We start from the raw sequence: 12194 nt of genomic DNA on the forward strand, positions 1-12194 counted from the left end.
GATGGCTCCCGTCCGGTTCTTCGCGAACCGGACGGGAGCCATCTGCTGACTGGCGCTTCGGCGGCGCCGCTAGGCGTCGGCCTTGACCGGCGCCTCGAACGGTGCGGCGCGGCGGGAATCGAAGATGGTGGCTCCGACTTCCTGTTCGGCCTGGTTGTTGATGCTCAGGTCGATGCCCGGGCGGTCGCGCAGGATCAGCACGGCGGCGATGGACACGGCCGTCATGATGAACAGGTAGACCGAGACGGCGGTGCTGCCGCCGGTGGCCTGGACCAGGGCGGCGGCGATGGTCGGGGCGAATGCACCGCCCAGGATCGCGCCGAGGGCGTAGGAGATGGACACGCCGGAGAAGCGCACCGAGGCCGGGAAGATCTCGCTGTACCAGGCGGCCTGCGGGCCGTAGCCCAGGCCGAGGCCGACGGTGAACAGTCCGAGCGCCAGGTAGAGCATGCCCAGCGAGCCCGTGTTGATCAGCCAGAACAGCGGGAAGACGGCCAGCAGCTGCGCGGAGAAGCCGATCAGGTAGGTCTTCTTGCGGCCGATCTTGTCCGACAGGACGCCGGCCAGCGCGGTGAAGACGAACCACATGGCGGCCGCGAAGGTGATGGCCAGCAGCACATCGGTGCGCTCCAGGCCGACCGCGTCGCTGGTGGCGTAGCTCGGGATGAAACCGCCGGTGGCCATGTAGCCGGCCGCGTTGTTGCCCGCGAAGACCAGCGCGGCCAGGATGACCAGCAGCCAGTGCTTCTTGAAGAGCTCGACGACGGGGACCTTGGCCTGCTGCTTCTTCTCCGCGATCTCCTGGAACACCGGGCTCTCGTCCACCGTGCGGCGGACGATGTAGCCGACGATGATCAGCACGAAGCTGAGCAGGAACGGCGCGCGCCAGCCCCACTCGAGGAAGGCGTCGCCGGGGGAGATGACGCCGGTCATCAGGGCGGTGATGCCGGAGGCGAGCAGCATGCCCAGCGGGACACCCAGCTGCGGGAAGGACCCGGCCCGGCCGCGGCGGTCCTTCGGGGCGTGCTCGACGGCCATCAGGACCGCGCCGCCCCATTCGCCGCCGGCGGAGATGCCCTGGACGATGCGGAGCAGCAGGAGCAGCACGGGTGCCATGACGCCCGCGGTCTCGTAGGTCGGCAGGACGCCGATCAGGGTCGTGGCGCCGCCCATGAGCAGCAGCGTCAGCACGAGCATGGCGCGGCGGCCGATCTTGTCGCCGTAGTGGCCGGCGAGGAAGGCGCCCAGCGGACGGAAGAGGAAGCTGATGCCGACCGAGGCGAAGGAGAGCAGCAGCCCGATCTGGGAGCCTGCGGGCTCGAAGAACAGCTGGGCGAAGACGAGGCCGGCGGCCGTGGCATAGATGAAGAAGTCGTACCACTCCACCGTGGTGCCGACGATGGTGGCAAAAGCCACGCGCCGCTGATTGGCGGCAGCGGAGTGCGCGCGGACGGAATTGCTCATGAGGTTTCCTTATCGGGAAGCCATGTCGCCATGGCCTGAGGTATTACACGGGTGTAGCCAGTGTCACATGTGATCTTCCTCCAGTAAACTTCATAAAACCGCGTTACTTTTTTGATCGGACTGAACAATGCCGGACTACACGCTCCGCCAGCTGGAACTCTTCGCCGCCTTGCCGGACCACACGACCCTGAGCGCGGCCGCGGCGAGCCTGCGCATCTCGGAGTCCGCGCTCTCGCAGGCGATTACGGCGCTCGAGAAACTGGTGGGCGAGCAGCTCTGCGTCCGGCGGAAGGCGCGCGGGCTGCAGCTGACTCCGGCGGGCGTCTTCTTTGCGCAGCGGGCACGGCGGCTGCTGCAGGAGGCCGACGGCCTGGTCCACGACCTGGCCGGCCGCACGGGCGAGCTGAAGGGGCCGGTGCGGCTGGGTTGCTTCGGCAGCTTTGCCAGCAACGTTCTTCCGGCCATTCTCCAGGGGCTGCCGGAGGCCTACCCGGGGATCAGCATCGACGTCACCATCGGCACCCATGACGACCTGCTGCCCGCCCTGGATGCCGGGCTGCTGGATTTCGCCATCGTCTACGACATGCTGCTGCCCGGCGGCTACAGCCAGCGCACCATCTACGCGACGGAACTCGAAGCCGTGCTCCCGCCCGGCCATCCGCTGGCCGTGCAGGAGAGCGTGGACCTGGCTCAGCTCGCCGCCGAGCCGCTGATCATGTACGACACCAGCCCCAGCACCGCGAATACCTACCAGGTCTTTGCCGAGCGCGGGCTGCGGCCCAAGGTCCTGACGAACATGCCGCAGCTGGTGCTGGTGCAGGCGATGGTGGGGCGCGGCCTGGGCTACGCGCTGCTGATGTCGCGGCCGAACTCACCGGCCGTGTCGCTGGAGGGCCTGCCGGTGGCGGTGAGGCCTATCAGTCCGCCGGCCTCGCGGACCTCGGTGGTGGGGATCTGGCCGGAGGAGATGCGGCTCAGTCCGCGGGCGGAGGCGGTGCTGGGCTTCGCCGTGGAGGTCCTGCACGGCGAGGCCCAGCGCTCTCAGGCCGCGGCGGCCGCTGCCTTGGAGTAGGCCTTGAAATCGAAAGCAAGGTCGGCGGCCTGTTCCGGCGGCAGGCTCCGTTCCTGGGCGAGCAGGCGCCGGGCGGCCATGTGGTCGGACGGCTGGTTCACGGACTCAACGGCGGCGAGCCGGCCCTTGCGGTAGCAGAACACGGAGAACTTGCCGGCGGCCGGGTCGCCGCGCAGCACGGTCTCGTCCCCGGGCTGCACGATGCCGGCGATCTGCAGCCGCAGGTCGCCCTGGTTGGACCAGAACCACGGCAGCTCGCGGTAGTGCTCGGCATCGCCGTGGCGGCCGAGGATGGACTTGGCGGTGTGCCGCGCCTGGTCGGTGGCGTTCTGCACGGACTCCAGCCGGGTCCGGGTTTCGGCGTGGTGGCTGGGGTAGTTGGCGCAGTCGCCGAGCGCGAAGATGTCCGGATCCTCGGTCCGCATGGCGCTGTCCACGAGGATGCCGTTGGCGACGGGCAGGCCGGCGGCCTCGGCCAGTTCCGTGCGGGGGATGACGCCGATGCCCACGAGCACCAGGTCCGCCGGATACGTCCGGCCGGTGGAGCTGACCGCCGCGGTGACCCGGCCGCCGTCGTCCGTGGCGAAGGACGCGATGCCCTCACCGAGGCGCAGGTCCACGCCGAGGCCGCGGTGCGCCTCGGCGAACCAGGCGCTCGTCACCGGCGACAGCGCGCGGGCCATCGGCCGGTCCGCGTACTCGAGCACGGTGACCGCCAGGCCGCGCCTCCGCGCGGCCGCGGCGAACTCCAGCCCGATGAAGCCTGCACCGATAACGACGACGGTGCCCGCCTTCTCGAGCTGCGCCTGCACTGCTTCGGCGTCGGCGAGGGTCCGCAGGCCGTAGATCCCGTCGGCCCCGGCGCCGGGCACCGTCAGTTCGCGGTTGGCCGCCCCGGTGGCGAGCACCAGCTTCGAGTAGCCGAGGGTGCTGCCGTCCGACAGGGACACGGTATGGCCGGACCGGTCGATGGAGGTGACCTGCACGCCCAGGCGGGAGTCGACGTCGTTCTCTGCGAAGAATTTCTCCGCCCGCAGCGGCAGCGGGGACGCGGCCTTATCGGCGGACATGTAGTCCTTGGACAGCGGGGGCCGCTGGTACGGGAAGTGCTCCTCCTCGCCGATCACCGTGACCGGCCCGGCGAAGCCCTCCCTGCGGAGGGAGTCGATGAGCTGGATGCCGGCCTGGCCGTTGCCGACGATGACGATGCGTTCCTCGGAGGTCATGCGTGCTGCCTTTCGTGGATTAAGTCTGCAGCGGATCAGATCTGGCTGGCGGGAAGGTCGACTTCGATGCTATCGAAGGCTTCGCCGGCCTTGAGCTGGCAGCCGAGGCGGGACCGGTCGCCGTCGCGTTCCTCGGTGGTGCAGTCCAGCATTTCCTCTTCGTCGTCGCCGATCTCCGGCAGCCCGTCGAGGTATCCGGGGCGGACGTAGACGTGGCAGGTGGCGCACATGGCCTGGCCGCCGCACTCGCCGATGATGCCGGCGACGCCGTTGGTCACGGCGGCGCGCATGATCGAGGTGCCGGGGTCCACGTCCAGGACGTCAACGTTGCCGTCGGAGTGGTGGAAGCTGATTTTCGCCATGGTGTTGGCCTTTCGGTAGGGGGGCGGGACTACTTGTTGTCCCAGAGCACGGGGAGGGAGGTCATGCCGCGGAAGACCCAGCCGGCGTCGACCGCGGGCTGTGCGGGATCCAGCCGCAGGCCGGGCAGTTCGGCGAAGAGCTGCGGCAGGGCAATGCCGGCGACCGAGGCCTTCGCCACCCACGCCCCCGCGCAGTAGTGGTTGCCACCGCCGAAGGCCAGGTGCGGCTTTTTGGCGCGGAAGATGTCGAAGCTGTCCGGGTCTTCGAATACCTTCGGGTCGCGGTTGGCGGCGCCGACCACGACGCCGAGGCGGGCGCCCTTGGGCAGCTGCACGCCCTCGAGCACGGTGTCGCGGGTGGTCTCGCGCGGGTACATGCCGATCGGCGCGACCCAGCGGACGGACTCTTCGAAGACGGCGGGGAAGAGCGAGGTGTCGGCCAGCACGCGGTCCAGCTGCTCAGGGTTCGAGAGCAGCGCCCAGACCGCGACGCCGAGGACGTCACGGGGCTCGTTGAGGCCGCCGCCGATGGTCATCTTCATGTTGGCGCGGATGGCCTCCAGCGGGATCGGCATGCTGGTCATGCCGGAGAGCAGGCTGGCGTCCGGGTTCTTGCGCAGGTAGGGCAGGATCTCGTCGATCGCGTCGTCGACCTCGTTGTAGGACTGCTCCGAGGCGGCCCAGACCTCCGGATCGTCCGCGTAGTTGCCGGTGCCGTTGATCATGGTCTGCGACCAGCGCTGCATGTCCTCCTGGGTGGCGTTGTGGAAGCCCATGATGAGGCGGAGGTTTTCGGCGGCGTAGGGCGCGGCGTACTCCCGGATCAGGTCGGCGCCGGGGCCGGCGGCCTTGAACCGGGCGAGGTACTTGTCGCTGTTGGCCTGGAAGATGGCGTTCCAGTGCTCCTTGATGGCCTTGGGCCGCAGCACCGAGCCGTAGGACTTGCGATCCACGTCGTGCTCCGGATCGTCCTTGCGCAGCATCGAGTGGCCCATGGCCCGCTTCATTAGTGAGTTCGTCTCGTTGGCCGAGAAAATCTCCTGGTCGTTCTCGATGATGTGGCAGGCCTCGTAGCTGGTGACCATGTAGCGATTGACTGCGGGAACCCAGTGCACCGGGGCCTCGTCGCGCATCTTGCGGAAGATCGGGAAGGGATTGCGGTGCAGGTCCGGGATGGTCACCCAGTCCGCGGTGGGAACGGGCCAGGCCTCGAGTGCTTCGGCGGTCATGTGCGGCTCCTTTGCTCTGCTGTGCTGCGGCTGTCGCGTACGCGCAGGCAACTTTCTGCCTGCGGCCGACGGGTACGACGCCGGTGCTGTGCTTTGTCTCTCACACGAGTGTGGCCCGACCCATATCCGCAGGTAAAGTTCAAAGAAGCGGGATATCTCCTCGGAAAAACAGGGGAATGAATGGTCGGATGTTGTGGGCGGCCCGGGACGGCGTTGGATGATTTGGAATGGAGGGAGGGCGAACATGGCGCGCTACACCCTGCGGCAGCTGGCCTACTTCACAGCGGTGGCGGACGCGGGCTCGATTTCGGCGGCGGCGGCGAAGCTGCACGTTTCGCAGACGGCGGTCGCCGCGGCGGTGACCGAGCTGGAGAGGATCTTCCGCACGCAGCTGACGGTCAGGCGTAAGGCCCACGGCGTCTCGCTGACCCCGGCCGGCAGCTACCTGAACGCCAGGGCCGCCGAGCTGCTGCGGGCCGCCGAGGAGCTGGAGCTGAGCACCGCGAGCGGCGGACGCGAACTGGCGGGGCCGCTGGTCATCGGCTGCTACCAGACCGTCGCGCCGACGATCCTGCCCGTGCTGATCGAGGGGTTCAGCGTCAACCATCCCCAGGTCGGCCTCGACTTCGTGGAAGGCGCCCAGGACGTGATCCAGGAGCGGCTGCTGGCCGGCGATATGGACCTGGCCATCGTCTACGACATGGACCTGCGGCCGGGACTCGGCTCGGTCCTGCTCTACGAAGTTCCCGCCTACGTGCTCTTGCCGGCCTCGCACCGCCTCGCGGACCGGCCCGACGTTACCCTGGCCGAGCTGGCCGAGGATCCGATGATCCTGCTGGATGCACCGCCGAGCAGCCACCACACGATGTCGCTCTTCGAGAAGGCCGGTGTCCGGCCCGACATCCGCTACCGGACCCGCGACTTCGAACTCACGCGCTCGCTGGTGGGCAGGGGAGTGGGCTACTCGGTCCTGGTGCAGCGGCCGGCGGTGGACCGCTCCTACGAAGGCCGGACCGTGGTCGCCAAGCCGATCAGCCCGGCGGTCAGGCCCGTGGCGGTGAAGATGATCTGGCCCGAGTCCATCAGGCTGACCGACCGCGCGGAGGCGATGGTCGCCTTCGCCGCCAGCGCCGCGCCGAACACGCAGCAGTCCCCGCCGGGGACGGAAGGCGGAAGCTAGGGTCCGCCTCCCGCCGTCGTTAGCCCGCTGCCCGCCCCGGAGGACGGCTCGTGGATCTCGTCGTGGTGGATCCGGGCGTCCAGGCTGCCCAAGGGCCGGCCGCTGCCGCCCCACTGCTCTGCAATGATCTCGGCTGCGATGGACACCGCGGTCTCCTCCGGCGTGCGCGCGCCGAGGTCCAGGCCGACCGGGCTGCGCAGCGGGGCCAGCTCCTCGTCGGTGAGCCCGGCCTCGCGCAGCCGGGCCAGCCGGTCCTCGTGCGTGCGCCGGGACCCCATCGCCCCGATGTAGGCCAGCGGTCCGGCCCGCAGGGCGACTTCCAGCAGCGGCACGTCGAACTTCGGATCGTGGGTGAGCACGCACACCACCGTCCGCGCGTCGACCAGTTCCTCGTCCAGCTGCCCGGCGAGGTAGCGGTGCGGCCAGTCGACGATGACCTCGTCGGCCTCCGGGAAACGCGCCGGCGTCGCGAAAACGGGCCGGGCGTCGCAGACCGTCACGCGGTAGCCAAGGTAGCTGCCCATCCGGGCCAGCGCCGCGGCGAAATCGATGGCGCCGAACACCAGCATCCGCGGCCGCGGGGCGAAGCTGGAGAAGAACACCCGCATGCCCTCGCCGCGGCGCTCGCCGTCCGGACCATACGTCAGCGTGGTGTTGCGGCCGGCGGCAAGGAGGCCCTGGGCGTCGTCGCTGACCGCATGGTTGGCCCGCTCGGACCCCAGGTCGCCGTCGAAACCGTGCGGGCGGACCACCAGATGCCGGCCCAGCCATGCCTCGTCCGGATGCTCGATCACGGTGGCGACGGCGACCGGCCGCGACGCCTCGACATCGGCCCCGACGTCCTCCAGGTCCGCGAAGGTCTGCCGGGACACCGGTTCCACGAACACGTCGATGATGCCGCCGCAGGTCAGCCCCACCGCGAACGCGTCATCGTCGCTGATGCCGTAGCGCACCAGCTCTGGCCGGCCCCGCTGCACCACCTCGGTGGCCAGCTCGTAGACCGCCGCCTCCACGCAGCCGCCGGAGACCGACCCCACGGCCTCGCCGCCCGAGGCCACCAGCATCGAGGCGCCGGCCGGCCGCGGCGCGGAGTCGAAGGTCCGCACCACCGTGGCCAGGCCCGCGGTTCCGCCGGCCCGCCAGTCCCGCAGCAGCACCTGGAGGACATCACGCATGGCGGCTCCCGCGGCGCCCGGGGGAGCAGCGGCCGGCGAGGTAGCCGAGCACTGCTGCCGCCGCGAGCAGGGCGAGGACCTTGCCCGGGTTCGCCAGCTGGTCCGCGAGCATTCCCCTGGCCACGGCCAGGGCGTCCAGGCCGGAGTCCGCGGACGACGGCGGGGCGTTCGTTCCGGGGAAGGTTCCGGTTGGGGCGGTGGTTTCCGCGGGGGCAGCCGTCGGTAGATCGCCGGCGGAGGCAGCGGAAGCCGCCGGGACCGCAGAGCCGCCGGAAGCGGGCGGGACGGTGTTCCCGGCGGGTGCGGCCGTGGTCTCGGCAGGTGCGGCGGTCCCGTCCGGCCGCGCCGGCTGCTGCGACGACCCGTCCGCCGCGGGACCGCTGGAAGAGTTCAGCATGCTTTGCAGATTACCCGTGAAGACGCCGAGCAGCTGGTCGGCGACGCTGCCGATCACGCTGCGGCCCATCACCGCGGCCTTCCCGGAGAGCGTGATGGCCGCGGCGGCCGTTCCCGTCGTCGTACTTCCCTCCTCCGCCAGCCGCAGGTCAACCCGGGCCTTGGCCGTCCCCTGCCCGTGCGTCTCCTGCGCCTGGCCCTCCATGACGGCGCGGCGGGCGGCCTCGTCGCGTTCCACCACGTTGAGCGTTCCCTTGTACTGCATGCTGACCGGTCCCAGCTTGACCTTCATGCCCACTTGGTAGGTGTCCTCGGAGAGCTTCTGCAGCACCTGCGCCCCGGGCACGCAGCCGGCCACGCGTTCGATGTCCATCAGGGCATCCCACACGGTGGCGATCGGTGCGTTGACGGTGAAAGTACGCTCGAGATCCATCACAGTATCCTTCGTGTCGCGGTAGCGGGTCCGGCGGCGGCGCCAGAACGGATGGCGGATGCCAGTTCGGCGAGCGCGTCGTAGCTGTGGCCGCTGACAAAGGCATCGCAGAACGGCAGCGCCGCGGCCATGCCCCCGGCCAGCGGCTGGTAGCCGGGCGCGGCCCTGCGCGGATTGACCCAGATGATCCGGAACGCCAGCCTCCGCAGCCGTGCCATCTGGGCCGCCACGTCCGCCGGGTCATCCTGCGCCCAGCCATCGGAGAAAATAACGACGACGGCGCCCCGCGCGGCTCCGCGCCGGCCGTGCGCGTCGATGAAGCTCCGGAGCCCGTCCGCCAGCCGGGTGCCGCCCGACCAGTCCTCGGCTCCGGCCGCTGCCCGCGCGAGGGCCTGGTCCGGGCCATGCGTGGCCAGCTGCCGGGTGAGCCGGGTCAGCCGGGTGGCGAACACGAAGGCCTCGGCCTTCGCGGAAGCCACCGCGGCCTGCAGCACCGTGAGGTAGGCCCGGGTGAAGGCCTCCATGGAACCGGACACGTCGCAGAGCATGACCAGCCTGCGCGGCTGCTGCCGGCGGCGGGCGAAGACCAGCCGGACCGGATCGGAGCCGGTACGCCGTGCGGCCCGTGCCGTGCGGCGCAGGTCCAGCCGGCCCACGGCGCGGGCCGTCGGGCGGGTCCGCCGGGCCTGCCGGACCGGTGCGGCGAGCCGGAGGCGGCCGATGAGCAGGCGCAGCTGCGCCTGCTCGTCCTCGGTCAGTTCGGCGAAGGACGTGGTGTGCAGCCGCTCCTCGGCGGAGGCCGTCAGCAGGATGGCCTCCCGGTCCGGTCCGTCGCCGCCGCTGCCCGCCGCCGGGGGAGCCGGAGCAGGCGGGGCAGCGGGACCGGGCTGAACCGCTGGCGCCGCCCCTTCACGGGCCGGGGTCCGGCGGCTGCCTGGACGCTGTTCCGGCGCCGGCGCGTTCTTCTCGCCCCTGGCTCCCATGAGCTCCGCATCGTCGTCGTACTCACCGAAGACCGCGGCGAACACGGCGTCGAAGAGCGGAAGCTGATCCTTGCCCGAGACCAGGACGGTGCGGCAGGTCCAGTAGAGGCTGGCGCGGGTAGCCGGCGGCACCAGGCGCAGCGCCTGGGCGAGCCAGACGGCGCGTTCGGGCGAACCGCCGGCGCCGGCGCGGTGCAGGGCGGCGACGAGGGCCGAAGCCAGCTCGGCGGGCTCAAGGCGGCGGAGCGCGGTCTCAGCCATGGCTGCCTCCGGCCAGCCACGCCGCTCCGCGTTCCTTCGCCGCGGCCAGGTCCTCCCGGTTCTTCAGGACGGCGCCCCAGGTCTGTTCCACGGCGCGGGCGTCGAGATGCTCCGTCCCCAGCACGTCCAGGGCGGAGGCCCAGTCGATCGCTTCGGCGATGCCGGGCGGCTTGACCAGGTCCAGGGCGCGCAGCCGGGTGATGGCAGCGGCCGCCTCCAGCGCGATCGGAGCGGCGCTGCCGGGCACCTTGCGGCGGACAATCCTGGCGATCCGCTCGGCCGGCGGGTAGTCGATCCAGTGGTAGATGCAGCGGCGGGTCAGGGCATCGTGCAGGTCCCGGGTCCGGTTTGAGGTCAGCACCACGATGGGCGGGTGGAGTGCGCGGATGGTGCCGAGCTCCGGTATGGTGACCGCGGCCTCGGCCAGCAGCTCGAAGGTGAACGCCTCGAACTCGGCGTCGGCCCGGTCGATCTCATCCAGCAGCAGGACGGCCGGCCGCGGACCGGGATGCTCGATGGCCTGCAGCAGCGGCCGGCGCAACAGGTACCGCCCGGAGAACAGATCCGATTCGTCGAGGCTGTCCTCGTGCATCTCGGCGAGCCTGATGCCCAGCAGCTGGCGCTGGTGGTTCCACTCGTAGAGGGCCTCGCCGGCGTCGATCCCTTCGTAGCACTGCAGCCGGAACAGCGGCGTGTCCAGCACCCGGGCCAGCGCCTTGGCCGCCTCCGTCTTGCCCACGCCGGCCTCGCCTTCGAGCAGGATCGGCTGGGGCAGCCGCAGCGCGAGGAAGAGGGCGGTGGCCAGGCCGTCATCGGCCAGGTAGTCCACGTCGTCCAGGGCGCCCGCCAGCGCGGCAGGGTCCGGGAAACGCTGCCGCAACTCCTCCCGCGGGCCTTCCTCCGGGGTGCCCATCATGCGCTCCGCAGCCTGGCCAGCGCCCGCTCGTAGTCCGCCTCGGTATCGATATCCGGCGGGATCCGGCCCGGCACCGGAACCTTCGCGACCTCGTCCGCCCGCCGGTCCAGCATTTTCCATACGCCCTTGTCGCCGTGCAGGGCGGCCAGATCGCCGAAGACGCCGCGGGCGAAGGCGAAGGGATGGCCGATGCCGTCCTCGTAGCGGCAGACGGCCAGCGGGGCATCGCCGCGTCCGGCCAGCAGGAGCCGCACGCTTTCCGCCCGTACGGCGGGCTGGTCCCCGAGCAGCAGCACCAGCAGCTCCGTGCCGGGGTGCAGGGCCGGCAGGGCCGCGGCGATCGACGAGGAGCAGCCCGAGCCGAAGTCCGGGTTGTCGGCCAGTTCGAAGCCCGTGGTGTCCACCTGCCGGCGGATTTCCTCCCCCGAACTGCCCAGGGCCAGGAGGAGCTGGTCGAACCCGCAGCGGCGGACGGTCTGCAGGACGGCGCCGAGCACGGTGCCGCCGGCATAGGGCAGCAGCTGCTTGGGCCGGCCGAGCCGCCGCGAGGCGCCGGCGGCCAGGACCAGGCCTGCGGTCCGCGGGTCAGGAGGCTTTGGCATAGCGCTCCGGTGCGGCCAGGAACGCCTTGCGGCAGCCGGGCGAACAGAAGTAGACCGTGGTGCCCGCGTGTTCCGCGTGCAGGCTGGCGTCGACGGCCGCGACGCTCATGCCGCAGACGGGGTCGACGGCGGTGGCCGGGGCGGCGGCCGGCTGCAGGGAGGGTGCGGGGCTGCGCAGGCGGCGTTCCGCAACCAGTTCCGCCAGGATGGACAGGGCGGTCTCCGCCGGCGTCCGGGCGCCGAGGGCGAGCCCCGCGGGACAGTGCACGCGCGCCCGGTCGGCATCGGAGACGTCGAGCGAGGCCAGCACGTCGGAGCCGCGCCGGCCGCTCGCGACCAGAGCGATATACCGGACGCCGGCCCGCAGCGCGGCTTCGAGCGCCGGCTCTTCGGCCGCGCCGTGCGAGGCCACGATCACGGCGGCATCCGCTGCGGTCGGTGACAGCGCGGTCCCTTCCGCCAGTTCGGTTTCGAAGCCCAGCACCTCTGCCATGGCCTGCAACGCCTGGGCCGTCGGGGAAGTCCCGACCAGCAGCACCCGCGGAGCCGGCAGCCGGGGCTGCAGGAAGATCTCCACGGCGCCGCCGCTCAGGCAGGGGTTCGCCACGTTGACGGCTCCCTCGCCGGGATCGTCCGGAAGCGGGCCGGGCAGGACGCGCAGCAGCAGCGGTTCGCCGCCGGCGAGCACGCGCAGGCCGTTGTCACGGACGGAGGCCTCCACGCAGTTGCCGCCGACGAAGCCTTCGATGCTGCCGTCCGCCAGGATCACGGCGGTGTCCCCGGGGTGCGCGCTGCTGGGATGCTGGGCGCGCACCACCGTGGCCAGGACGTGCGGTTCCCGCCGGTCCTCCAGTTCCCTGGTCCGCGCCGACAGCGCTTCGCTCTGCCGCGCCAT

The 12194-nt window shown here is 71.1% G+C and carries 12 protein-coding genes; 2 read left to right on the forward strand and 10 right to left on the reverse strand.

Annotated elements, in window-relative coordinates:
- Positions 1-69 precede the first annotated feature (69 nt).
- Positions 70-1464, reverse strand: coding sequence for an MFS transporter (locus tag WFH44_RS00570; protein WP_336710877.1), 1395 nt, complete (start codon positions 1462-1464; stop codon positions 70-72).
- Between the two features lie 127 nt (positions 1465-1591).
- On the opposite strand from WFH44_RS00570, the gene WFH44_RS00575 reads away from it, so the two are divergent.
- Positions 1592-2536 carry a LysR family transcriptional regulator gene (locus WFH44_RS00575; RefSeq protein ID WP_336710879.1) on the forward strand — a complete coding sequence of 315 codons (945 nt, stop codon included), beginning with the start codon at positions 1592-1594 and terminating at the stop codon, positions 2534-2536.
- On the opposite strand, the gene WFH44_RS00580 is transcribed toward WFH44_RS00575, so the two are convergent.
- The 3 genes from WFH44_RS00580 to WFH44_RS00590 are packed head-to-tail and all read right to left on the reverse strand — an operon-like array spanning position 2506 to position 5353.
- Positions 2506-3762, reverse strand: a complete 1257-nt coding sequence (locus tag WFH44_RS00580; protein ID WP_336710880.1) for an NAD(P)/FAD-dependent oxidoreductase — start codon at positions 3760-3762, stop codon at positions 2506-2508. The two genes, WFH44_RS00575 and WFH44_RS00580, sit on opposite strands and share 31 nt — an antisense overlap.
- 35 nt (positions 3763-3797) lie before the next feature.
- Positions 3798-4124 carry a 2Fe-2S iron-sulfur cluster-binding protein gene (locus tag WFH44_RS00585; protein WP_336710881.1) on the reverse strand — a complete coding sequence of 109 codons (327 nt, stop codon included), beginning with the start codon at positions 4122-4124 and terminating at the stop codon, positions 3798-3800.
- A gap of 29 nt (positions 4125-4153) precedes the next feature.
- Complete coding sequence (locus WFH44_RS00590) at positions 4154-5353, reverse strand: cytochrome P450 (protein ID WP_336710883.1); 1200 nt, start codon at positions 5351-5353, stop codon at positions 4154-4156.
- Between the two features lie 244 nt (positions 5354-5597).
- Between WFH44_RS00590 and WFH44_RS00595 the strand changes: the two genes are divergently transcribed.
- On the forward strand, positions 5598-6533 hold the full coding sequence (locus tag WFH44_RS00595; RefSeq protein WP_336710885.1) for a LysR family transcriptional regulator: 936 nt from the start codon (positions 5598-5600) through the stop codon (positions 6531-6533).
- Here WFH44_RS00595 and WFH44_RS00600 read toward each other — a convergent pair.
- Genes WFH44_RS00600 through WFH44_RS00625 form a run of 6 tightly spaced genes read right to left on the reverse strand, consistent with a single transcriptional unit; the run spans position 6530 to position 12194 of the window.
- Positions 6530-7708, reverse strand: coding sequence for an XdhC/CoxI family protein (locus WFH44_RS00600; RefSeq protein WP_336710886.1), 1179 nt, complete (start codon positions 7706-7708; stop codon positions 6530-6532). The genes WFH44_RS00595 and WFH44_RS00600 overlap by 4 nt on opposite strands.
- Positions 7701-8537, reverse strand: coding sequence for an SRPBCC family protein (locus WFH44_RS00605; RefSeq protein ID WP_336710887.1), 837 nt, complete (start codon positions 8535-8537; stop codon positions 7701-7703). The genes WFH44_RS00600 and WFH44_RS00605 overlap by 8 nt, the downstream gene beginning before the upstream one ends.
- Positions 8537-9781, reverse strand: a complete 1245-nt coding sequence (locus WFH44_RS00610; protein ID WP_336710889.1) for a vWA domain-containing protein — start codon at positions 9779-9781, stop codon at positions 8537-8539. The genes WFH44_RS00605 and WFH44_RS00610 overlap by 1 nt, the downstream gene beginning before the upstream one ends.
- Positions 9774-10697 (reverse strand): AAA family ATPase, encoded by a 924-nt coding sequence (locus tag WFH44_RS00615; protein WP_336710892.1) that lies wholly within the window; start codon positions 10695-10697, stop codon positions 9774-9776. Before WFH44_RS00615 ends, WFH44_RS00610 begins: the two co-directional genes overlap by 8 nt.
- Positions 10694-11299 (reverse strand): nucleotidyltransferase family protein, encoded by a 606-nt coding sequence (locus tag WFH44_RS00620; RefSeq protein WP_336710894.1) that lies wholly within the window; start codon positions 11297-11299, stop codon positions 10694-10696. Before WFH44_RS00620 ends, WFH44_RS00615 begins: the two co-directional genes overlap by 4 nt.
- On the reverse strand, positions 11283-12194 hold the full coding sequence (locus WFH44_RS00625) for an XdhC family protein (protein ID WP_336710896.1): 912 nt from the start codon (positions 12192-12194) through the stop codon (positions 11283-11285). Before WFH44_RS00625 ends, WFH44_RS00620 begins: the two co-directional genes overlap by 17 nt.

It is taken from the genome of Arthrobacter sp. USHLN218, from assembly GCF_037144715.1.
In the GTDB taxonomy this organism is placed as follows: domain Bacteria; phylum Actinomycetota; class Actinomycetes; order Actinomycetales; family Micrococcaceae; genus Crystallibacter.